This is a genomic window from Ramlibacter sp. AN1015 (assembly GCF_037726105.1).
In the GTDB taxonomy this organism is placed as follows: Bacteria; Pseudomonadota; Gammaproteobacteria; order Burkholderiales; family Burkholderiaceae_C; genus Ramlibacter.
Window position 1 is genome coordinate 22249 of the sequence record NZ_JBBJUM010000014.1, and the last position, 23279, is coordinate 45527.

The window sequence follows — 23279 nt, forward strand, 5'->3', positions numbered from 1 at the left end:
CAGGAGAACACGCACATGGCGTTGATCGAAGTGAAGGTCCCCGACATCGGGGATTTCGACGAAGTCGCTGTCATCGAGGTACTGGTCAAGCCGGGCGACACCGTCAAGCCCGAGCAGTCCCTGGTCACCGTGGAGTCCGACAAGGCTTCCATGGAGATCCCGTCCTCCGCGGGCGGCGTCGTCAAGGAACTGCGCGTGCAACTCGGGGACAAGGTCGCCGAAGGCAGCGTGCTGCTGCTGCTCGAGGGCAGCGACAGCCAGGCTGCCGCCCCGCAGCAGCCGGCTCCGCAGCAGGGGGCCGCGCCTGCACCGGCACCTCAGCCCGCCGATGCCCCGCGGGCTGGTGAGCGCGCTGCGCCGCCGGCGGCGCCCGCGTCCGAGCCTGCCGGTGTCGCGGGCCCCGTCGAGGTGCGGGTGCCCGACATCGGCGACTTCAAGGACGTCGCCGTCATCGAACTGCTGGTGAAGCCGGGCGACACGGTCAAGCCCGAGCAGTCGCTCATCACGGTGGAGTCGGACAAGGCCTCGATGGAAATTCCATCTTCGGCCGGCGGCACCGTGAAGGAGCTGAAGGTGAAGCTGGGCGACAAGGTCAACATCGGTGACCTGATCGCGGTGCTGGAAGGCGTGGCGGCCGCAGCGTCGCCTGCCGCCTCTGGCGGCCCCGCTGCTGCGGCTTCGCCAGAACCGGCACCCGCGCCCGCGCCCGCGCCCGACAAGGCCGGCGCTGCGCCGGCGCCCGCCGCCGAACGCATCTCGCCCACCGCCGCGCTGCCGCCGCACCAACCCGAGGTGCGCACCGGCCTGCCGCATGCATCGCCCTCGGTGCGCAAGTTCGCACGTGAGCTCGGCGTGCCGCTGGAGGAAGTCAGGGGCTCCGGCCCCAAGGGACGCATCACCCAGGAGGACGTGCAGGCCTTCACCAAGGCCGTCATGCGTGGCGACGCCAGCACCAAGGCTTCGGCTGCACGTGCACCCGCGGCAGGGGCAGGCGGCGAAGGCCTCGGACTGCTGCCCTGGCCCAAGGTCGATTTCACCAAGTTCGGTCCGGTCGAGCGCAAGGAGATCGGGCGCATCCGCAAGATCAGCGCGGCCAACCTGCACCGCAACTGGGTGATGATCCCGCACGTCACCAACCACGACGACGCGGACATCACCGAGCTCGAAGCGTTCCGCGTGCAGTTGAACAAGGAAAACGAGAAGAGCGGCATCAAGGTGACGATGCTGGCTTTCCTGATCAAGGCCTGCGTGGCGGCCTTGCGCAAGTTCCCCGAGTTCAACAGCTCGCTCGACGGCGAGCAACTCGTGCTCAAACAGTACTTCCACATCGGCTTCGCCGCCGACACGCCCAACGGGTTGGTCGTGCCGGTGATCCGCGAAGCCGACAAGAAGGGCGTGCTGCAGATCAGCCAGGAGATGGGCGAACTCGCGAAGAAGGCGCGCGACGGCAAGCTCTCACCCGCGGAGATGCAGGGCGCGAGCTTCACCATCTCGTCGCTCGGCGGTATCGGCGGGCGTTACTTCACGCCGATCATCAACGCGCCGGAAGTCGCTATCCTTGGCGTCTGCAAGAGCCAGACCGAGCCGGTCTGGGACGGCAAGCAGTTCCAGCCCCGGCTGATGCTGCCCCTGTCGCTGTCGTGGGACCACCGTGTGATCGATGGCGCCGCGGCTGCCCGTTTCAACGCCTACCTGGGGCAGATCCTGGCCGACTTCCGGCGGGTCCTGCTCTGAAGAACAAAAGCGGCTTTTCATGACGACTGTGGTTGTGGTGCGAAAGGCGGGGCAAATTGCCATCGCCGCGGACACTCTGGTGACTTTCGGCGATACCCGGCTCGCGCATCGGTACGAGAACAACACCAAGATCTTCCGTGTCGATACGGACGCGGGCCCCAACTACATCGGCATGGCCGGCACCGTGGCGCACTTTCCGGTGCTGCGCAAGGCGCTGGGCACCATGCCGCGCGAGATCCTGCAGCTGGGCAGCAAGGACGAGGTGTTCGACACCTTCACCAAGCTGCACCCCTACCTGAAGGACAACTTCTTCCTGCAGACCAAGGAAGAGGACAGCGACCCGTACGAGTCCAGCCAGTTCAGCGTCATCATCGCCAACGCCACCGGCATCTACGGCCTCTACAGCTATCGCGAGGTGTTCGAGTTCAAGGAGTTCTGGGGCATTGGCTCGGGTCGCAGCTTCGCGCTGGGCGCGATGCACGCCGTCTACGCCAAGGCCAAGACCGCCCGCGAAGTGGCGGAGGCGGGCATCGCCGCCGGCTGCGAGTTCGACCGCAATTCCGACGGACCCTGGGACCTGTTCACCGTCAAGACCAAGGAAAACAGCAAATGAGCCTCGTCGAAGTGAAGGTGCCGGACATCGGCGACTTTTCGGAAGTCGCGGTCATCGAGGTGCTGGTCCAGCCGGGCGACACCATCCGCGCCGAACAGTCGCTGGTCACCGTCGAGAGCGACAAGGCTTCGATGGAGATTCCTTCGAGCCATGCGGGCGTGGTGAAGGAGCTGCGCGTGAAGCTCGGCGACAAGGTCGCCGAAGGTTCGGTGCTGCTGGTGCTGCAGGCGCAGGACGCCGACCCGGCGTCGCAACCGCAAGCCGCTGCTTCGCCGGCACCGGCGCCCGCGGCCTCCGCGGCGGCCCCGGCTTCCCCATCGACGCCTTCCTCATCCCCGGCGCCCGCTTCGACACCGACGCCGGCTGCTGCTGCGCAGGCCGGTGCCTCCGCGCCCCAGCCAGCGAGCTACGCGGGCGGGGCCGACCTCGAATGCGACATGCTCGTGCTGGGCGCCGGTCCCGGCGGCTACTCGGCTGCATTCCGGGCCGCCGACCTCGGCATGAAGGTCGTGCTGGTCGAGCGCTACGCAACCCTCGGCGGGGTGTGCCTCAACGTCGGCTGCATTCCGTCCAAGGCCCTGCTGCACGTCGCCGCGGTGATGGACGAGGTGAGCCACTTCGAAGCACTGGGCGTGCAGTACGGCAAGCCGGCGCTCGATCTCGACAAGCTGCGCGCGCACAAGGCCAAGGTGGTGGGCAAGCTCACCGGTGGTTTGTCCGCCATGGCCCGGATGCGCAAGGTAACCGTGGTGCGCGGCCACGGCGCCTTCGTCGATCCGCACCACCTGCGGGTCGAGGAGACTGCCGGCGAGGCGCAGGAGCGCACGGGCAAGTCCCAGACCATTCGCTTTCGCAACGCAGTGATCGCGGCCGGCTCGCAGGCCGTGCGCCTGCCGTTCATGCCGCAGGATCCGCGCGTCGTCGATTCGACCGGTGCGCTCGACCTGGCATCGGTTCCCAAGCGCATGCTCGTCCTCGGCGGCGGCATCATCGGCCTCGAGATGGGGACGGTGTATTCGACCCTGGGCGCGCGGCTGGACGTGGTCGAAATGCTCGACGGGCTGATGCTCGGTGCCGACCGCGACCTGGTGAAGGTCTGGCAGAAGTTGAACGCTCCGCGCTTCGACAACATCATGCTCAAGACCAAGACGGTGGGTGCCGAAGCCACGCAGGACGGCATTCTGGTGCGCTTCGAGGGGGAGCAGGCGCCCAAGGAGCCCCAGCTCTACGACCTGGTGCTGCAGGCGGTCGGCCGCGCGGCCAACGGGCTGCGCATCGGCGCCGACAAGGCGGGTGTCGCGGTCGGTGAACGCGGCTTCATTCCAGTGGACGTGCAGATGCGCACCAACGTGCCGCACATCTTCGCCATCGGCGACATCGTGGGCCAGCCCATGCTCGCCCACAAGGCGGTGCACGAGGGGCACGTCGCGGCCGAAGCCGCCGCGGGCGAGAAGTCGGTGTTCGATGCCCGCGTGATCCCCAGCGTCGCCTACACCGACCCCGAAGTGGCCTGGGTCGGCATCACCGAAGACCAGGCGAAGGCCCAGGGCCTCGCGGTCAAGAAGGGGTTGTTCCCGTGGACCGCCTCGGGTCGGGCCATCGCCAACGGGCGCGACGAAGGTTTCACCAAGCTGCTGTTCGACGCGCAGACGCACCGCATCGTCGGCGGCGGCATCGTCGGCACGCACGCCGGCGACATGATCGGCGAAGTGGCGCTGGCCATCGAGATGGGCGCCGACGAGGTCGATATCGGCAAGACCATCCACCCGCACCCCACCTTGGGCGAAAGCATCGGCATGGCCGCCGAGGTCGCGCACGGCACCTGCACCGACGTTCCGCCCGCGCGCCGCTGAGCGCGCGGCATGGGCTGCACTCGGCTGCGGGTGTGGGTGCGAGTGCGAGTGCGAGTCGGGGCGTCGGTGCCTCGTTGTCCGGCGTTCAGGTGCTTCTGTGCTTCGGCGGTTCGACGACTCGGCGGCGCCTCGATGAAACATGGCTCAAGGGATGGGTCGGTGGCTGTCCGATCGCTGCCCGAGGGCGCCGCGCCTCGATGACGAAGTGTCCGGGCAGTGCATTCGGGCGTGGCGAAGTTCGTGAGCGGAGACCCTGATCGGCGGCTTCGCGCCACGTGAAGCTCCACCGCAGTGCAGCGGTCCCGGATCTGACTCGGAGTCGGGGCGTCGCCGGACCTCGGCTCAGACGCCTGCGGCGCTGCTTCCGAAGCGGATTCTGCCGAATCTCGCTGGCAGCTCAGTTCTGCGCTTCGCCGGCTATGGCCACCCGACGTGCTCCGTCGAAGCGCTTGGACCAGTAGCTGCCGCCCATGTTCTCGACCCGCACCTGCGCCCCGGCGCGCGGGGAGTGGATGAACTTGCCGTCTCCCACGTAGATGCCGACGTGGCTGAAGGCGCGGCGCATGGTGTTGAAGAAGACGAGGTCTCCGGGCTCGAGGTCCTGCTTGTCGATGACCTGGGTGGCGGCGGCTTGCTCGTTGGCACGGCGCGGCAGCACCAGGCCGACCGACTGCTCGTAGATCGCACGCACGAAGCCGCTGCAGTCGAATCCGGTGTCGGCCGAGCTGCCGCCGCGGCGGTACGGAACGCCGAGAAAGCCCATGGCGTTGACCACCAGCTCCGAGGCGCGATCGCGCACCGTTCCAGCGCGGTCCATCATCGTGCCGGCGCGATCCATCACGCTGTTGCCCACCTGCTCGACGCGTGTGAACAGGCCCTTGTCTTCCATGAAGCGGCCCACGTCTTCCTCGGCACTGGTAGTCCGCGCCGCCTGGCTCGGCAGGGCGAGAACGAGCGTCGAGGCGAGCAGGAGAGGGCGGAGCCGTAGGCGGGCGAGCATGGCCGCGAGCTTAGCACCGCGCCTGCCGAAGTCCAACATGAGGTATCTGGTGTAACTCGCTGCTGTACATGGCGATTCTGCGCGGCGGATCCCGGCGGGACCTGATCGGGATCGGCAGCCTGCGGCGTCTCGGTGTCCCGGCGTCCCGCGAGACGCGCGTGGCGCCAGAAAGAACGATACATCCACCCCAAGCGCAAGGCACGCTGCCGCGCTGCCCGCCTTGCTTCGCGTCGCCTCGCGCACCTTCCCCGCCAGCACGTTCCTGCTGATCGCGGCGGTGTCGGTCCGCGCGCCGCCACTTTCGAAGCCGTCGCCTCGGGCCTGGAACACCCGTGGGCCGTCGCGGTCCTCCCGGACGGTCATTTCCCGCCGGCTCGTCCGCCCATGCACCCGGCAGCCGCGCAGCCGCTGTCAGTTCCAGGACAGTTCGGCCGGCTGAAATAATCGGCAGATGCTTCTCGATCTCGACGATTCACAGCTCGTGCTCCTGGACTACCAGGAGCGGTTGATGCCCGCAATGCACGACGGCGCTGCCGTACTGGCACAGGCGCAGCGCCTGGCCCGGCTCGCCCGGCTGCTCCAGGTGCCGGTGTGGGCCAGCGAGCAGAACCCCCAGGGCCTCGGCCCCACGGTGGCAGCGCTGCGCGAGCTGGTGCCGCCACCGGCTCCCAAGATGGAGTTCAGCGCGGCGGCGACCTTGATGGCGCGGCTGCGGCCGCCGCAGCGCGCAGCCGTCGGCGGCAACGCGCGCAGCCTGCCCAGGCACCTGCAGAAGCCGGCGGCGCCCGCACCTGGGCGCAACACGCTGCTCCTGGCCGGCTGCGAGGCGCATGTGTGCCTGCTGCAAACCGCCCTGGAGCTGCTGGAGGAGGAATTCGAGGTCTGGGTCGTGACCGACGCCTGCGGCTCGCGCAGCGAGCGCAACCGCGACGCCGCCTTCGACCGGCTCGCCGGAGCCGGCGTGGAGCTGGTGACCACCGAGATGGTCGGCTTCGAGTGGCTGCGGTCGGCCGAGCATCCGCGCTTCAAGGAAGCGCTCGCCCTGATCAAGTAGGCATGGGTGCGGTCCTCGCGACCTGCATGCCACGAACCGTGAAGGAGACCAGCATGACGTACGAGGATTTCTATCGCCGCTCCATCGACGACCCGGACGGTTTCTGGGCCGAGCAGGCCCGCCTCATCGACTGGCACACGCCGCCCCAGCGCATCTGCGACAACGATCGGCCGCCGTTCACCCGCTGGTTCTCCGGAGGCCGCACCAATCTCTGCCACAACGCGGTCGATCGGCACCTGGCGGCCCGCGGCGGCCAGGCCGCCCTGATCCACGTGTCCACCGAAACGGGGCGCGAGCAGACCTACAGCTTCGCCGAGCTGCACCGCGAAGTGCAGCGCGCCGCGGCCATGCTGCGGGAGCTGGGGGTGGGCATGGGCGACCGCGTCCTGATCTACATGCCCATGATTCCCGAGGCCGTGTTTGCCATGCTGGCTTGCGCGCGCATCGGCGCTGTCCATTCGGTCGTGTTCGGAGGCTTCGCCTCGGTGTCGCTGGCCTCGCGCATCGAGGACGCCGCGCCGCGGGTGGTCGTGAGCGCCGACGCCGGCTCGCGCGGCGGCAAGGTCATCCCGTACAAGCCGCTGCTGGACGAAGCGATCCGCCTTTCGAGCCACAAGCCCGACGCGGTGCTGCTGGTGGACCGCAAGCTCGCGCCCATGGAGTGCGTCGCCGGACGCGACCACGGCTGGGAAGCCTTCGGCGCGCGGCACGCCGACGCACAGGTCGCGTGCGAGTGGCTGGATGCCACCGACATCAGCTACACCATGTACACGAGCGGCACCACCGGCCGGCCCAAGGGCGTGCAGCGCGACGTGGGCGGCTACGCCGTCGCGCTGGCGGCCAGCATGCGCCACATCTTCCAGGGCGAGCCGGGGCAGACCTATTTCTGCACCAGCGACATCGGCTGGGTGGTCGGCCACAGCTACATCGTCTATGGACCGCTCATCGCCGGGATGGCGACCATCCTGTACGAAGGCCTGCCGACCCGCCCGGATGCAGGCATCTGGTGGAGCCTGGTCGAGAAATACCGGGTCTCGGTCATGTTCAGCGCGCCCACGGCGGTCCGCGTGCTGCGCAAGCACGATCCGGCCTTCCTGCGCCAACACGACCTCGGCAGCCTGCGGGCGCTGTTTCTCGCCGGCGAGCCCCTGGACGAACCCACGGGGAGATGGGTCAGCGAGTCCCTGGGCGTGCCGGTCATCGACAACTACTGGCAGACGGAGACGGGCTGGCCGATCCTCACGATCGCGAACGGCGTCGAGCCGCGCGCCAGCCGCTTCGGCAGCCCCGGGGTGCCGATGGCCGGCTGGCGGGTCAAGCTGCTGCACGAAACCACCGGGGAAGAACTTACCGCGCCGAACCAGAAGGGCGTGGTCGCCATCGAGCTGCCCACGCCGCCGGGGTTCATGCAGACCATCTGGCGCGACGACGAGCGCTTCGTGAAGACTTATTGGCAGACCATCCCGGGGCGCACGGTCTACAGCACCTTCGACTGGGGTATTCGGGACGAGGACGGCTACTACTACATCCTGGGGCGCACCGACGACGTGATCAACGTCGCCGGCCATCGCCTGGGCACGCGCGAAATCGAGGAGAGCATCTCCAGCCATGCGGCCGTGGCGGAGGTGGCGGTGGTGGGGGTCGCCGATGCCTTGAAGGGCCAGGTCGCAGTGGCCTTCGTCGTGCCGCGCGACGCGGCCGCCACGGCCGACGCGGCATCGTGCCTGCGCCTGGAGGGCGAGATCATGAAGGTGGTGGACAGCCAGCTCGGGGCCCTCGGGCGGCCGGCCCGGGTGCGCTTCGTGTCCGCCTTGCCCAAGACCCGCAGCGGCAAGCTGCTGCGACGCGCCATCCAGGCCGTGTGCGAGGGGCGCGACCCGGGGGACTTGAGCACCATCGAGGACCCCAGCGCGCTACAGCAACTGCGCGACGTGGCGCAGGGCTGAGCCGCCTGCGCGGCCGACGGCTTCTGCCCTAGGGCCTCGCGCTGCGGGCCGCGATGATGGGATGCGCGCAAGGCGCGCGGCCAGCCCGTGCAGGACTTGCGCGCACGTCGGTGGCGCGCGATGGCGGCCGGTGTCGCGACCCCGCCTTTGTGGCAATCACAGCCATGCGTGTGGGCGCGTGCTGCACAGCGCCCGGAAGTACACTGGCCATTCGGTGCGGTAATCAAAGTATCCTTTAATGAGCTAAGGGTCACTATGCGAACCATCATGGAGCTCGCCACCACGCTGGAGGATGCGCGCCTGGCACAGCAGGTCACGTTCGAGGAACTCGCTGCGGCTGCCGGGCTGTCGCGGCTCGCGACACGGCGGGTGTTGCGGGCGGAGTCAGCGCCGCGCGTGACCACGCTCATGGCCATCGCCGACAAGCTCGGGCTGGAACTGGTGCTGGTGCCGCGTCAGGTGGCGGCTGGTTTGGCCGCGCCAGCCTCCTCGCAGCGTCCCCTATCTCGTGTGGAGCAGTTGAAGTTCGGCACCGACGCACTCGCGCGCGACGCCGCGGCCGACGCGACGGCCGCTGTGGGCGCGCCGGCCGCTCCCGCGCCGCGGCGCACCCGCGTCTCCCGAAGCAGGAAGGGCGCCCGATGAGGCTGCGGCTGCTCGACATCCGGCTCGGCTCGCGGCATGTGGGCCAACTCTTTCAATGGGGCGAGGGCGCCTCCGCGCTCACCCGCTTCGTGCCGGACGAGGCCTGGTGGCGCGATCCGCAGGCACCTTTGCTTTCCTGGGCCACCGTGGTCGCGCCCGAGGCGCGCGAGCTGTTCTGGAGCTCGCACGCAAGCATTCCCTTCTTCAACGGCACCGGTGCGCAACTGCCGCCCTTCTTCCAGAACATGCTGCCGGAGGGCGCCCTGCGCCGGCACCTGGCGCAGATCCGCAACTGCGCGATCGACGACCACTTCGAGATCCTCGCCGCCTGCGGCACCGACCTGCCGGGCGCGGTGCTGGCGCTGCCGGCCGACGTCTCGCGCGACCGGGTGGCGGCCATCGTCACCCAGCACCACGACGCGCTCGAGGTGAGCGTCACCGCCGATCCCATCGCCGACGCCACTTCGCTGTCCGGCCTGCAGGCCAAGATGTCGCTGGTGGAGCAGGCCGGCCGCTACGTGGCCCGCACGCGCGACCCCGCGGGCGTGCACATCATCGCCAAGCTGCCGACGCCCGAATTCCCGCTGCTGCCGGAGGTGGAGGACCTGTCGCTGCGCCTGGCGGCGGCGGCGGGCGTGAGCACCTGCCGTGCGTCGCTGGCGCCGCTGAGTGCCATCCAGACCGATGTGCCGTTCACCGTCGGTGAGGCACGCAACTTCCTTGCGGTGGAACGCTTCGACCGGCGCGACGGTCGCGAGCACGTGCATTGCGAAGACTTCGCCCAGGTGCTGCAGGTGCCGCCGGAGATGAAATACCAGGACCCGAACGTCTCGTATGCGCTGATCGCGCGGGTGCTGGAGGCCATGGGGGGTGCCGAGGCGGCCGTCAAGGAGCTGCTGCGCCGGCTTGCGGTGAACGAGATGCTGGGCAACTACGACGCCCACGTGAAGAACTTCGGCGTGGTCTACCCGGATGGGCGCACGCCGGCACTCGCGCCTGCCTACGACGTGGTGGCCTACGCGGCCTACCTGCCGGGGCGCGGGCACGCGCTGCCTTTCGCCCGCGGCACGCCGGCGCGCGCGCGGCTGGGGCCGGCCAGCCTGCGCTCCTTCTGCAACGACTGCGGGATGCCCGAAACCGTGGCCTCCGCCGTGGTGCGCGCTTCGGTGCGCGCCGCCCTGGACACCTGGCCCGACCTGATCGCCGCCAGCGCCCTGCTGCCGCAGCAGAAGGAGCGGCTGATGGCGCACTTCACGGCGGTTCCGGCGGTGGCTGCACTGGTGCGACGCGTGCGGTCGCGTAAGGCACCGCCAACCCCGTCGGCCGAGGGGCCGCCCCTGGAAAACCCGTAATACAACGGTATTTCAGTGGCACAATTCCGGGCGCAACCACGGTCCTTCCAGCCACAGTCGCATCCGCCAACCGGTCCAGCCGTGTCGCGGAAGGTTGTCCAACCATGCTCATGCTCCCTGCAGGGGGGCGGAAAGTAGCGAAACATGAGTGAGACGAGCTCCGTCTACAAAGCCTATCGAGGCAACTCCCATCTCTTCGGGGGCAACGCCCCATACGTCGAGGAGATGTACGAGAACTACCTCGCCAATCCCGGCAGCGTTCCCGACAATTGGCGCGAGTACTTCGACGCGCTGCAGAACGTGCCCGCCGGTGACGGCAGCAACACACGCGACGTTCCCCACCTCCCGGTCATCAACGCTTTCGCGCAGCGTGCCAAGCAGGGCGGCACGCAGGTGGTGGTCGCCTCCGGCGCCAACTCCGAGCTCGGCCGCAAGCGCACCGCCGTCCAGCAGCTGATCGCCGCCTACCGCAACGTCGGCCAGCGCTGGGCCGACCTCGATCCGCTCAAGCGGACCGAGCGACCGAACATCCCCGAGCTGGAGCCGTCGTTCTACGGCTTCACCGACGCCGACCAGGAGACGGTGTTCAACACGAGCAACACCTTCTTCGGCCGCGAGACCATGACGCTGCGCGAGCTGATCAACGCGCTGCGCGAGACCTACTGCGGCACCATCGGCGCCGAGTACATGTACATGACCGACCAGGGCTGCAAGCGCTGGTGGCAGCAGAAGCTGGAGTCGAGCCGCACCAAGCCCAACTTCAGCGCCGACAAGAAGAAGCACATCCTCGATCGGCTCACTGCCGCCGAAGGCCTCGAACGCTTCCTGCACACCAAGTACGTCGGCCAGAAGCGCTTCTCGCTCGAAGGCGGCGAGAGCTTCATCGCCTCGATGGACGAGCTGATCCAGCAGGCCGGCAGCAAGGGCGTGCAGGAGATCGTGATCGGCATGGCCCACCGCGGCCGCCTCAACGTGCTGGTGAACACGCTGGGCAAGATGCCGCGCGACCTGTTCGCCGAGTTCGAGCACACCGCCAAGGAAGACCTCCCCGCCGGCGACGTGAAATACCACCAGGGCTTCAGCTCCGACGTCTCCACCCCCGGCGGCCCGGTGCACCTGAGCCTGGCGTTCAACCCCTCGCACCTCGAGATCGTCAACCCGGTCGTCGAGGGCAGCGTGCGCGCGCGGATGGACCGCCGCGCCGATGCGCAGGGCAAGCAGGTGCTGCCCGTGCTGGTGCACGGCGACGCGGCATTCGCGGGCCAGGGCGTCGTCATGGAGACGCTGGCGCTCGCCGAAACGCGTGGCTACTTCACCGGCGGCACGGTGCACATCGTCATCAACAACCAGATCGGCTTCACCACCTCCGATCCTCGCGACAGCCGCTCCACGCTGTACTGCACCGACGTGGTCAAGATGATCGAGGCGCCGGTGCTGCACGTGAACGGCGACGATCCCGAAGCCGTGGTGCTTGCGACGCAGCTCGCCCTCGAATACCGCATGGAATTCGCCAAGGACGTGGTCGTCGATATCGTGTGTTTCCGCAAGCTCGGTCACAACGAGCAGGACACACCCTCCCTCACGCAGCCGCTCATGTACAAGAAGATCGCGGCGCACCCCGGCACCCGCAGGCTCTATGCCGACAAGCTCGCCACGCAGGGCCTGGGCGACACGCTGGGCGACGACATGGTGAAGGCCTACCGCGCCGCCATGGACGCCGGCACGCACACCGTCGATCCGGTGCTGACCAACTTCAAGAGCAAGTACGCCGTCGATTGGAGCCCGTTCCTGGGCAAGAAGTGGAGCGACGCCGCCGACACCGCCATTCCGCTGACCGAGTGGAAGCGACTGGCCGAGCGGATCACCTCGGTGCCCGAGAACTTCACCGTGCACCCGCTCGTGCGCAAGGTCCTCGAGGACCGCGCTGCGATGGGACGCGGCGAGGTCAACGTCGATTGGGGCATGGGCGAGCACATGGCCTATGCCTCGCTGGTGGCCAGCGGCTACCCGGTGCGCCTGTCGGGCGAAGACGTGGGCCGCGGCACCTTCGTGCACCGCCACGCCGTGCTGCACGACCAGAACCGCGAGCGCTGGGACGTCGGCACCTACGTGCCGCTGCAGAACGTGGCCGAGAACCAGGCCCCATTTGCCGTGATCGACTCGATCCTGTCGGAAGAGGCGGTGCTCGGCTTCGAGTACGGCTACTCGTCCAACGACCCCAACACCCTGGTGGTCTGGGAGGCGCAGTTCGGCGACTTCGCCAACGGCGCACAAGTCGTGATCGACCAGTTCATCGCATCCGGCGAAGTGAAGTGGGGCCGGGTCAACGGCATCACGCTGCTGCTGCCGCACGGCTACGAGGGCCAGGGCCCCGAACACAGCTCGGCGCGCCTGGAGCGCTTCATGCAGCTGTCGGCCGACCTGAACATGCAGGTCTGCCAGCCCACCACGGCAAGCCAGATCTTCCACCTGCTGCGCCGCCAGATGGTGCGCCCGGTGCGCAAGCCGCTGGTGATCATGACGCCCAAGTCGCTGCTGCGGAACAAGGACGCCACCTCGCCGCTGTCGGAGTTCACCAAGGGCGGCTTCCAGACCGTCATCCCCGACGCAGCCGACCTGCGCGGCGACAAGGTCAAGCGCGTCATCGTCTGCTCGGGCAAGGTCTACTACGACCTGGCCAAGAAGCGGGCCGAGCGCGAGAGCGAGGACGTCGCCATCCTGCGCGTCGAGCAGCTCTATCCGTTCCCGCACAAGGCCTTCGCCGCAGAGCTCAAGAAGTATCCCAACGCGACCGATATCGTCTGGTGCCAGGACGAGCCGCAGAACCAGGGCGCGTGGTTCTTCATCCAGCACAACATCCACGAGAACATGATGGACGGCCAGAAGCTCGGCTATGCCGGCCGAGCCGCCTCGGCCTCGCCGGCGGTCGGCTACTCGCACCTGCACCAGGAGCAGCAGAAGGCGCTGGTGGATGCGGCCTTCACCAAGCTCAAGGGGTTCGTGCTGACCAAATGACGAAACGGCGAACCGCTGGCGGCCGCCAGGCCGCGCGGGTGCGGGGGTGGGGCCTGCAGTTCCAGGCCCCACGCCGCGCCACAAGAACAACATCCCGAAAGAACACCCATGATCGTTGAAGTCAAAGTCCCGCAGCTGTCCGAATCGGTCGCCGAGGCCACGCTGCTGCAGTGGAAGAAGAAGCCGGGCGAGGCCATCGCGCAGGACGAAATCCTGATCGAGATCGAGACCGACAAGGTCGTGCTGGAAGTGCCCGCGCCCAGCGCCGGTGTGCTGGCCGAAGTGGTCATCGACAGCGGCGGCACCGTGGTGGCCGACCAGGTGATCGCCCGCATCGACTCCGAAGGCCGTGGCGGCATGTCGGCCGCCGCCCCCGGCGCGCCCGCCGCGGCGGCTGGCGCCGGTGGTACCGCGCCGGCTCCCGCGCCGGCTCCCGCTCCCACCGCCGCACCCGCTGCCGCCGGTGGCGGCTCCATGGCCGGCGTCGCGATGCCCGCGGCCGCCAAGCTCATGGCCGACAACCAGCTGGCCGCCGGATCCGTCGCAGGCACCGGGCGCGACGGCCGCGTCACCAAGGGCGACGTGCTCGGGGCCGTGGCCTCCGGCAGCGCCAAGGCGCCGGCGGCTCCTGCCGCTGCGCCGCGCGCTCCCGCGCCGGCCCTGCAACAGGTCGCCGCGCCGGCACCCGCCGACCTCGGCGAGCGTCCCGAGCAGCGTGTGCCCATGAGCCGCCTGCGGGCCCGCGTCGCCGAACGGCTGCTGCAGTCGCAATCGACCAACGCCATCCTCACCACCTTCAACGAGGTGAACATGGCCCCGGTCATGGAGATGCGCAAGCGCTTCCAGGAGAAGTTCGAGAAGGAGCACGGCGTCAAGCTCGGCTTCATGAGCTTCTTCGTGAAGGCCGCGGTGCACGCGCTCAAGAAGTACCCGGTGATCAATGCCAGCGTCGATGGCAACGACATCGTCTACCACGGCTACTTCGACATCGGCATCGCCGTCGGCTCGCCGCGCGGGCTGGTCGTGCCCATCCTGCGCAATGCCGACCAGATGACCTTTGCCGACATCGAGAAGAAGATCGGCGAGTTCGGCCAGAAGGCGCGCGACGGCAAGCTCGGCCTCGAAGACATGACCGGCGGCACCTTCTCCATCTCCAACGGCGGCGTCTTCGGCTCGATGCTGTCCACGCCCATCATCAACCCGCCGCAGTCGGCCATCCTGGGCGTGCATGCCACCAAGGACCGCGCCGTCGTGGAGAACGGGCAGGTCGTGGTGCGGCCGATGAACTACCTGGCCATGTCCTACGACCACCGCATCATCGACGGCCGAGAAGCCGTGCTGGGCCTGGTGGCCATGAAGGAAGCGCTGGAAGACCCGTCGCGCCTGCTGTTCGACATTTGAGTAGAGAAGTGGCCGCAGGCCAGGAGCCGGTGACCGGGGGAGCGTTCCTCCGGTTGGCGGCTCCCGCCGGCGGCACTGCCCGTCAACGCCGAGGTCGGCGCCCCGTTCGTTTCCTGGCACGCAGCCCCCAGATCGAGTTCCTCACACCATGAACCAACAACAATTCGACGTCATCGTGATCGGCGGCGGACCGGGCGGCTACATCGCCGCCATCCGCGCTGCGCAGCTCGGCATGCGCACCGCCTGCATCGACGAGTGGAAGAACGACAAGGGCGGTCCGGCGCCAGGTGGCACCTGCACCAACGTCGGCTGCATTCCCTCCAAGGCCTTGCTGCAGTCCTCGGAGAACTTCGAGCACGCCGGCAAGCACTTCGCCGACCACGGCATCAAGGTCAGCGGTCTCGAGCTCGACCTGACCAGGATGCTCGGCCGCAAGGACGCGGTGGTGAAGCAGAACAACGACGGCATCCTGTACCTTTTCAAGAAGAACAAGGTCACGTTCTTCCACGGCCGCGGCTCCTTCGTGAAGGCCGAAGGCGGCAGCTACGAGATCCGCGTTTCCGGCGCCGCCGAGGAGACGCTGGTCGGCAAGCAGGTGATCGTGGCCACCGGCTCCAATGCGCGGGCGCTTCCCGGCGTGCCGTTCGACGAGGTCAACGTGCTGTCCAACGATGGCGCGCTGCGCATCGGCAAGGACAGTGGCGCCGTGCCCCGCAAAGTGGGCCTCATCGGCTCGGGTGTCATCGGTCTCGAGATGGGTTCCGTGTGGCGACGCCTCGGCGCGGAGGTGACCATCCTCGAAGGCCTGCCGACCTTCCTGGGCGCGGTCGATGAACAGGTCGCGAAAGAGGCGCACAAGGCTTTCACCAAGCAGGGTCTGAAGATCGAGCTGGGCGTGAAGGTCGGCGAGATCCGCAACCAGGGCGCCGAGGGGGTCTCGGTGCAGTACACCGATGCCAAGGGCGAGGCGCGCACGCTGCAGGTCGACAAGCTCGTAGTCTCGATCGGCCGCGTGCCCAACACCGTCGGCCTGAACCCCGAGGCGGTCGGCCTGCAGCTCGACGAGCGTGGCGCCATCGCGGTGGATGCCGAGTGCCGCACGAACCTGCCCGGCGTCTGGGCGGTGGGCGACGTGGTGCGCGGGCCCATGCTGGCGCACAAGGCCGAGGAGGAGGGCGTGGCCGTGGCGGAGCGCATCGCGGGGCAGCACGGGCATGTGAACTTCAACACCATCCCCTGGGTGATCTACACCAGCCCCGAGATCGCGTGGGTCGGCCGCACCGAGCAGCAGCTCAAGGCCGATGGCGTGCAGTACAAGGCCGGCAGCTTCCCGTTCCTCGCCAACGGGCGGGCCCGGGCGCTGGGTGACACCACCGGGCTGGTCAAGGTGCTGGCGGACGCGACCACCGACGAGATCCTGGGCGTGCACATCTGTGGTCCCATGGCCAGCGAGCTCATTGCCGAAGCCGTGGTGGCCATGGAGTTCCGCGCGTCCAGCGAGGACATCGCCCGCATATGCCACGCGCACCCCTCCCTGTCGGAGGCGACCAAGGAGGCCGCCCTCGCGGTGGACAAGCGCGCGCTCAACTTCTGACGCCGATGGGGGACGATCGCCAGCCGGCACTCGTTCACCAGGCCTACGAGGCCGAGCTGGCAGCGCGCGGCTTCCAGAGCGATCCGGCGCAGCTGCGCGCGGTGCAGGCGCTGGAGCGCTGCGCGCGGGAGTGGGCGCTGTTCAAGGAGCAGCGTTCGAACGTTTTCAAGAAGCTGATCAACCGCCCCGAGATTCCGCGCGGCGTCTACATGTACGGCGGGGTGGGGCGCGGCAAGAGCTTCCTCATGGACTGCTTCTACGGCGCCGTGCCACTTCGGCGCAAGACGCGGCTGCACTTCCACGAGTTCATGCGCGAAGTGCACCGCGAGCTGTCCGACCTGCAGGGAACGGTGAATCCGCTGGAGGTGCTGGGCGAACGCATGGCCAAGCGGTACCGGCTGATCTGCTTCGACGAGTTCCACGTCGCGGACATCACCGACGCGATGATCCTGCACCGCCTGCTGCAGGCGCTGTTCGACAACGGCGTCGGGTTCGTCACCACATCCAACTTCCGCCCCGACGAGCTGTACCCCAACGGCTTGCACCGCGACCGCATCCTGCCGGCGATCGCACTGCTCAACGAGCGGCTGGAGGTGATCAACGTGGACAACGGCACCGACTACCGGCGGCGCACGCTGGAGCACCTGAAGCTCTATCACACGCCGCTCGGACCGCAGGCCGACGCCGAGATGGACGCCGCCTTCACCGAGCTGGCCGAGACGCACGACGAGAACCCGGTGCTGCACATCGAGCAGCGCGAGATCCGGGCCCGCCGCAAGGCCGGCGGCGTGGTGTGGTTCGACTTCAAGACGCTGTGCGGTGGTCCGCGTTCGCAGAACGACTATCTCGAGATCGCGACGCAGTTCCACACCGTGCTGCTCTCGGACGTCCCTTACATGCCGGTGCGCATGGCGTCCGAGGCGCGGCGCTTCACCTGGCTGGTGGACGTGCTGTACGACCGGCGCGTCAAGCTGATCATGTCTGCGCAGGTGCCCCCGGAGCAGCTGTATACCGAAGGGCCGCTGGCCCACGAGTTCCCGCGCACCGTCTCGCGGCTGACCGAGATGCAGTCGGCGCAGTTCCTGGCGGAGGAGCGCCGTACCGTGGACACGAGACTGACATGAGAACGCCCGCTGCCACCGCGCTCGCCTGCCTCCTGCTCTCCGGCAGTGCAGCCTTCGCGCAAGTACCGACCGATCCGGCTTTGGTGGAGGCGGAACGCGTACGCATCGCGCAGGAACGAGCGGCCGCCGAAGCGCGCTTCGCCGAGGAGTCGATCGCCTGCCGGGCGCGCTTCGCGGTCAATGACTGTGTCGCCCAGAGCCGCGCCCGCCGACGGGCCGTGCTGTCGGAATTGCGGCAGCAGGAGCTGGCGCTGAACGCCTCCGAGCGCCAGCGGCGTGGTGCCGAACGGCTGCTGGAACTGGAGCAACGCAAGCGCGATGCCGATGATCGGGCACCGGACCGTACGCCTTCCGGTGCAGGTGCAGGTGCAGGTGACCGGTCCGCGCCGGCGGCGTCCGCAGGCTCGCAACGCACCCCGGTGGCGCCCGCTGTGCCGCCTGCGATGACGGCCCCCACCGCGCCCTCACGCCCTTCTGGCGCAGCAGGCGTGCCGCCGCTGGCCGGCACGCCCGCGGGCTCGACCACCGGACCCACGCGCAGGACCGAGCGGCCCGCCGTGTCCGGCGCTGTACCCCAGCGGCGCGACACGGAGCAGCCCCCGACCCCGGCAGCAGTCGGTCGCTCCGCGCGGGTGATACCGTCCGCTCCCGTGGATCCGCTCGAGACCGAGCAGGCGCGCCAGGAGCGGGAAGCACGCGCCCGGGAATACGAGGAGCGGCTCCGGGATGCTGCCGAGCACAAGGCGCAGGTTTTGCAGCGCCTTGAGAACCGCAGCAAGCCGCGCTCCGATCCGCTGCCTGTGCCACCCTGAATTTGAGGCCCGGCGCGCCTCAAGCCTCGCGCTTCGCGCCTCCTCACGCCTCAAAGCCTCAAAACCTCAAAACCTGTACGAGGCGCAGCGCGCGTCAGGCGTCGGCCAACGGCTCCAGCTTGACGATGATCAGCGAGAGGTTGTCGCCCGAGCCTGCCGCGCGCGCACGGGCTTTCTCCACCAGGAACTCGCTGGCTTCGCGCGGCGCAAGCGAGGTGAGCGCTGCACCGAGCTCCTCCGGCGTGAAGTAGTGCCACAGGCCGTCGCTGCACGCCAGCAGGATGTCGCCCGGGCGCAGGCGCGAGATGCAGTGCGCATCGGTGGGTGGCTCATCCTCCGATCCCAGGCAGCCGACGACGATATTGGCCTGCGGATGCGTGCGGGCCTCTTCCTCGGTGATCTCGCCGCGCGAGACGAGCACCTGCACCAGGGAGTGGTCGAGGGTGCGCGTCACCAGCTGACTGCCGTGGAAATGGTAGATGCGGGAGTCGCCTGCGTGAACCCAGTGGCAGTCGCCGCCCGGGTTGATCAGGAACGCCGCGATGGTGCTGTGCGGCTCCTGCTCGGCGGAGATGGCGGTGAGCTTGATGACCAGGTGGGCCTCGCGCACCATCTGGCGCAGCAGGAAGGCTGCGTCGTCCTGTTCGGGTGAGTAGCGCTCGAACAGCTGGCGGGCCGTGAGCATGACCTGGTCCGATGCCTTGCGGCCGCCGCTTCGGCCGCCCATGCCGTCGGCAATGACGCCCAGTACACAGCCCGGTATGCGCGGATGGCCGATCAGCGCGAGCTGGTCTTGCTGGTACTCGCGGTCGCCCTTGTGGATGCCGGTGGCGGCACTGATTCGGAAGCCTTTTGCCATGCTGGTGTGTGGGGGCAGCGAGCTGGGAAGCAGGTATTATCAACCGCGATCAACCGCGCCCCGGACGTCCCTGCGGCGACGCGCACCCCGCTCCTGCCGTGAACTCCAACCTGCACTCTCCCGAGCGCCGCCTCATAGCGCTGCGCATCGAGCACGCCGACCTCGACGCCGTCATCGACCAGGCCGGCCAGGAACCCAGCATCGACGAACTGCTGTTGCGGCGGCTGAAGAAGCGCCGCCTGGGCTTGCGCGACGAGATCGCGCGCCTCGAGCGGCAGCTCGCTCCCAGGGAGCCCGCGTGAGCCGGGCCAACGACCTCGAAGAAGCGGTGTGTGAAGCCTTTTCCGCGGGTGGCGCGCTCTCGCGCGCGGCCGAGCGCTTCCAGCCGCGCCTCGGACAGACGGAGATGGCGCGCGCTGTGGCCCGCACCATCGAATCCGGCGGGGTGCTGGTGGTCGAAGCCGGCACCGGCGTCGGCAAGACCTTCTCCTACCTGGTGCCGGCCCTGATGTCCGGTGAGCGTGTGCTGCTGTCCACCGCGACCAAGACCTTGCAGGACCAGCTCCATGGCCGCGACCTGCCGCGCCTTGCAGAGGCCCTCAACCTGCCGCTGCGCACCGCACTGCTGAAGGGGCGCGCCAGCTACCTGTGCCTGCACCGCATGGAGGTAGCACGCCAGGACCCGGCGCTGTCCGAACGCGCGCAACAGCGCACGCTGGCCAAGATCGAGGACTGGTCGCGCAGCACGCGCACCGGCGACCTCGCCGAACTGCCCGGGCTGGACGAACGCTCCCCCGCGATCCCCCTGGTGACGTCCACGCGCGAGAACTGCCTGGGCGCGCAGTGTCCGCGCTTTCGCGCCTGCCACGTGAACCAGGCGCGGCGCGAGGCCCTCGCGGCGGACGTGGTGGTCGTGAACCACCACCTGTTTTTCGCCGACCTCGCCGTGCGCGAGTCGGGCATGGCCGAGCTGCTGCCGACCGTGCGCGTGGCCGTGTTCGACGAAGCGCACCAGCTCAATGAAATAGGCGTGCAGTTCCTGGGCGCGCAGCTCGGCACGGGCCAGTTGATCGATTTCTGCCGCGACATGCTTGGCGCGGGGCTGCAGCTCGCCCGCGGGCTCGCCGACTGGCAGGCGCTCGCGGGGGGTGTGGAGCGTGCTGCGCGCGACCTGCGTCTCACGGTGGGACGCAGCCCCGCGGGGGCGCGCCTGCGCTGGAGCGAGGCGGCCCCCGAGAACGTCGATCCGACGGCCTGGCGCGCGGCGCTGGCTGGCGTGGCGGACAGCTGCGAAGCAGCGGCGCAGGCGCTCGACACGGTGAGCGAAATTGCGCCCGACTTCGTGCGCCTGCGCGAGCGCGCCGACGCGCTGGCGCAACGCGCTTCGCGCTTCGTGCAGCCCTGTGAGCCCCAGTCGGTGCGCTGGGTCGATGTCGGCATGCAGCTGCGCCTGCTCGAGTCTCCCCTGGACATTGCACACGCGGTGCGCAGCCGGCTGCTGCGCCGGCCGTCAGGTGCGGGGGCGCAGATGCACGCCGACGCCGATGCGCGCTCCGAGGACACCGAGGACGGCGATCGCCGCGACGCCGCGACGGAGCCCGACGACGGCGGCTCGAAGGCCTGGATCTTCACCTCGGCCACTCTGGGCAACGATCCGCGCCTGCGTTGGTTCACCGAGCCGTGCGGCCTGCACGATGCGCAGGTGCTGCGCGTGGGCAGCCCGTTCAACTACGCGCAGCAGGCGGCGCTCTACGTTCCCGCGCAGTTTCCGCGTCCGGCCGATCCCGCGCACAGCGGCCGGGTGGCGGCCATGGTGGCCGACGCGGCAGCGCGCATCGGGGGCCGCACCCTCGTGCTCACCACCACGCTTCGGGCGCTTCGGGCGGTGGGCGACGCGCTGCAGGTGCGCTTCGACGGCAGCGCCGAAATCGAGGTGCTGGTGCAGGGCCAATGGCCCAAGCGCCGGCTGATCGAGCGTTTCCGCGAGGGGAGTTCCGGCGCGCGCGCGGGCTGCGTGCTGGTGGCATCGGCGTCGTTCTGGGAAGGCGTCGATATTCCGGGCGACGAACTGCAGCTGGTGGTCATCGACAAGTTGCCGTTTCCACCGCCGGGCGATCCGCTGGTGGAGGCGCGTGCGCGGCGCCTGGAACTGCAGGGGCGCAACGCTTTCGGCGACTACCACCTGCCCGAGGCGGCAGTGGCACTCAAGCAGGGCGCGGGGCGTCTGATCCGCAGCGAGTCGGACCGCGGCGTGCTGGTGGTGTGCGACAACCGGCTGACCGGCATGTCCTACGGTCGGCGCCTGCTGTCGTCGCTGCCGCCGATGCGGCGTCTGGCGAGCGCACAGGAGTTCGAACAGGCGCTGGAGGACCTGGCAGCTACCAGAAGCGCCACCACGCATCCTGCTGCCGCTTGAAGCCGCGGCTCAGGAACTCGCTCTGGGGATAGTTGGTTTCCAGGACGCGGCGCGCGTCCGCGGCGAGCTGCTGCATACCCAGCGCCTCGTAGGAGCGGTGCAGGATGAACAGGGCTTCTTCGAGCGCCGGCACTTCCTTGTACTCCGCAAGTGCCGCCTGGGCCCGGTTTATCGCGGCGACGTAGGCGCCGCGCGAGTAGTAGTAGCGGGCCACATGCACTTCGTAGGCCGCGAGCGAGTTGACGATGTACGTCATGCGCGAGCGCGCATCGGCCGCGTAGCGCGATTCGGGAAAGCGCGCGCTGAGTTCGCGGAATGCTTCGAACGATTCCTTGGCCGCCTGCTGGTCACGCTCGGAGAGGTCCTGCCGCGCCAGCGCCGAGAAGATCCCGAGCTGATCGTTGAAGTTGACCAGGCCCTTGAGGTACAGGGCATAGTCGGCGGCCGGGCTTGCCGGGTGCAGGCGCAGGAAGCGGTCCAGCGTGGCAATGGCTTCGACCCGCTCGCCGGCACGGTAGTGCGCATAGGCCTTTTCCAGCTGGGCCTGCTGTGCCAGCGGCGTGCCGGCAGCCCGGCCCTCGAGCCGCTCAAGCAGCGGGATCGCCTTGTCGTAGGAGCCGGCGTCGAGCTCGCCCTTGGCTTCGGACAGCAGGCGGTTGGGGCTCCAGTTGGCGGAAGCGTCCTCGGCGGTGGTGGAGCAGCCGGCCAGCAGGCTGCAGGCGAGCAGCAAGGGAGCGACCGTCGATAATTTCGCACGCAGCATCGCGCAGGCTTCTTTCAGTGGAACAAGGCACCTTGATTATATCGACCGACCCCCTCGCAACCGCCCTTGACGGCGGGTTGGAGGAGGGCGCCGAGGCCGGCGCCGACAGCGAGCTGCGGGCCTTTTCCATCGATGTTTCGGGGCACGGGATGCGCCTCGATCGGGCGCTCGTGCAGCGCGTTCCGGAGTTCTCGCGCAGCTACCTGCAGCAGCTGGTCGAAGCCGGCGCAGTGCGCCTGAACGGACAGCCGGCGCGCCGCAGCGCGCAGCGGGTCCAGGCCGGTGACGCGTGCGAGGTGGAGCTGCGTCCCACGCCGCAGAGCCAGGCTTTCATACCCGAGCCCATGGCCTTGTCCGTGCTGCACGAGGACGAGCACCTGCTGGTGCTGCACAAGCCGGCCGGACTCGTGGTGCATCCCGCCCCGGGCAACTGGTGCGGCACCCTGCTCAACGGCCTGCTGGCGCGCGATGCACGGTGTGCGCTCCTGCCGCGCGCCGGCATCGTGCACCGGCTCGACAAGGACACCAGCGGGCTGATGGTGGTGGCCCGCGAACGCCAGACGATGGAGGCGCTCGTGCGCCTGATCGCGGCGCGCGAGGTCGAGCGGCAGTACGTGGCGCTGGCGCACCGGCCGTGGGCCGGGCCGCCGCAGCGCGAAGTCGAGGCAGCCATCGGGCGCGATCCCGCCAACCGCTTGCGCATGGCCGTCGTCGATCCGCAGCGCCACCCCGGAAAGCCGGCCGGCACGCAATTCCAGCTGCTGCAGCAGGCTGCGCATGGCTGCCTCGTTCGCGCCAGCCTGCGCACCGGCCGCACCCACCAGATCCGGGTGCACATGGCGCACATCGGCCATCCGCTGGTGGCCGATACGCTCTACGGCGGAGCGCCGGCCGCCGGCATGGCGCGCCAGGCGCTGCACGCGGACCGGCTGGCGTTCACCCACCCTGCAACCGGTGCGCATATGGAGTTTCACGCGCACCCGCCGGCCGATCTTCTGCAGGCTTTGGCGGCCTGGGGGCTGCGTTACAATCCGCCGGCGCGCGCCACGCCCCGCCCATTCGGCCAATCTCCCGGAGACGCCGGCGCATGAGGTCCTT

General features: G+C 69.0%; 18 protein-coding genes. 15 read left to right on the forward strand and 3 right to left on the reverse strand.

The genetic code is table 11. The annotated features are described in order from the left end of the window. The first annotated feature begins 15 nt into the window (after positions 1-15). The 3 genes from aceF to lpdA (WG922_RS18570) are packed head-to-tail and all read left to right on the forward strand — an operon-like array spanning position 16 to position 4200. Positions 16-1734 (forward strand): dihydrolipoyllysine-residue acetyltransferase, encoded by a 1719-nt coding sequence (aceF, locus tag WG922_RS18560; RefSeq protein WP_340284331.1) that lies wholly within the window; start codon positions 16-18, stop codon positions 1732-1734. A gap of 19 nt (positions 1735-1753) precedes the next feature. Beyond that, a complete protein-coding gene (locus tag WG922_RS18565) occupies positions 1754-2347 on the forward strand; it encodes an MFS transporter (RefSeq protein WP_340284332.1) in 594 nt (197 codons plus the stop codon). After that, positions 2344-4200: a dihydrolipoyl dehydrogenase gene (lpdA, locus tag WG922_RS18570; protein ID WP_340284333.1), complete on the forward strand. Its 1857-nt coding sequence runs from the start codon at positions 2344-2346 to the stop codon at positions 4198-4200. The genes WG922_RS18565 and lpdA (WG922_RS18570) overlap by 4 nt, the downstream gene beginning before the upstream one ends. Positions 4201-4597: 397 nt before the next feature. On the opposite strand, the gene WG922_RS18575 is transcribed toward lpdA (WG922_RS18570), so the two are convergent. Then, positions 4598-5200: a C40 family peptidase gene (locus tag WG922_RS18575; RefSeq protein WP_340284334.1), complete on the reverse strand. Its 603-nt coding sequence runs from the start codon at positions 5198-5200 to the stop codon at positions 4598-4600. A 451-nt stretch (positions 5201-5651) separates the two neighbouring features. On the opposite strand from WG922_RS18575, the gene WG922_RS18580 reads away from it, so the two are divergent. From WG922_RS18580 to WG922_RS18620, 9 genes are all read left to right on the forward strand, one after another. Next, positions 5652-6254: an isochorismatase family protein gene (locus WG922_RS18580; protein WP_340284335.1), complete on the forward strand. Its 603-nt coding sequence runs from the start codon at positions 5652-5654 to the stop codon at positions 6252-6254. A 53-nt stretch (positions 6255-6307) separates the two neighbouring features. Further along, entirely contained in the window at positions 6308-8200 is a 1893-nt protein-coding gene (locus WG922_RS18585) for a propionate--CoA ligase (RefSeq protein ID WP_340284336.1), read from the forward strand. Between the two features lie 267 nt (positions 8201-8467). Further along, entirely contained in the window at positions 8468-8845 is a 378-nt protein-coding gene (locus WG922_RS18590; protein ID WP_340284337.1) for a helix-turn-helix transcriptional regulator, read from the forward strand. Further along, on the forward strand, positions 8842-10197 hold the full coding sequence (locus WG922_RS18595; RefSeq protein WP_340284338.1) for a type II toxin-antitoxin system HipA family toxin: 1356 nt from the start codon (positions 8842-8844) through the stop codon (positions 10195-10197). Before WG922_RS18590 ends, WG922_RS18595 begins: the two co-directional genes overlap by 4 nt. A gap of 144 nt (positions 10198-10341) precedes the next feature. After that, positions 10342-13212: a 2-oxoglutarate dehydrogenase E1 component gene (locus tag WG922_RS18600; RefSeq protein ID WP_340284339.1), complete on the forward strand. Its 2871-nt coding sequence runs from the start codon at positions 10342-10344 to the stop codon at positions 13210-13212. 108 nt (positions 13213-13320) lie between these two features. After that, positions 13321-14613, forward strand: coding sequence for a 2-oxoglutarate dehydrogenase complex dihydrolipoyllysine-residue succinyltransferase (gene odhB, locus WG922_RS18605; RefSeq protein ID WP_340284340.1), 1293 nt, complete (start codon positions 13321-13323; stop codon positions 14611-14613). Between the two features lie 148 nt (positions 14614-14761). Further along, the gene (gene lpdA / locus WG922_RS18610; RefSeq protein ID WP_340284341.1) at positions 14762-16207 is read left to right on the forward strand and encodes a dihydrolipoyl dehydrogenase; all 1446 of its coding nucleotides are present in this window, start codon (positions 14762-14764) and stop codon (positions 16205-16207) included. 5 nt (positions 16208-16212) lie between these two features. Further along, on the forward strand, positions 16213-17331 hold the full coding sequence (gene zapE, locus WG922_RS18615) for a cell division protein ZapE (protein WP_340284342.1): 1119 nt from the start codon (positions 16213-16215) through the stop codon (positions 17329-17331). Then, complete coding sequence (locus WG922_RS18620; protein ID WP_340284343.1) at positions 17328-18143, forward strand: hypothetical protein; 816 nt, start codon at positions 17328-17330, stop codon at positions 18141-18143. Before zapE ends, WG922_RS18620 begins: the two co-directional genes overlap by 4 nt. A 94-nt stretch (positions 18144-18237) precedes the next feature. Here the strand turns inward: WG922_RS18620 and WG922_RS18625 are convergent, their stop codons facing one another. Continuing rightward, positions 18238-19002 (reverse strand): PP2C family protein-serine/threonine phosphatase, encoded by a 765-nt coding sequence (locus WG922_RS18625; protein WP_340284344.1) that lies wholly within the window; start codon positions 19000-19002, stop codon positions 18238-18240. A gap of 98 nt (positions 19003-19100) precedes the next feature. Between WG922_RS18625 and WG922_RS18630 the strand changes: the two genes are divergently transcribed. Next, positions 19101-19304: a DUF465 domain-containing protein gene (locus tag WG922_RS18630; RefSeq protein ID WP_340284345.1), complete on the forward strand. Its 204-nt coding sequence runs from the start codon at positions 19101-19103 to the stop codon at positions 19302-19304. Between the two features lie 104 nt (positions 19305-19408). Beyond that, entirely contained in the window at positions 19409-21418 is a 2010-nt protein-coding gene (locus tag WG922_RS18635; protein WP_340284415.1) for an ATP-dependent DNA helicase, read from the forward strand. Here WG922_RS18635 and WG922_RS18640 read toward each other — a convergent pair. Continuing rightward, positions 21381-22181, reverse strand: a complete 801-nt coding sequence (locus tag WG922_RS18640) for an outer membrane protein assembly factor BamD (protein WP_340284346.1) — start codon at positions 22179-22181, stop codon at positions 21381-21383. The genes WG922_RS18635 and WG922_RS18640 overlap by 38 nt on opposite strands. Before the next feature lie 32 nt (positions 22182-22213). On the opposite strand from WG922_RS18640, the gene WG922_RS18645 reads away from it, so the two are divergent. Beyond that, positions 22214-23272 carry an RluA family pseudouridine synthase gene (locus WG922_RS18645; protein ID WP_445322859.1) on the forward strand — a complete coding sequence of 353 codons (1059 nt, stop codon included), beginning with the start codon at positions 22214-22216 and terminating at the stop codon, positions 23270-23272. Positions 23273-23279: the final 7 nt, after the last annotated feature.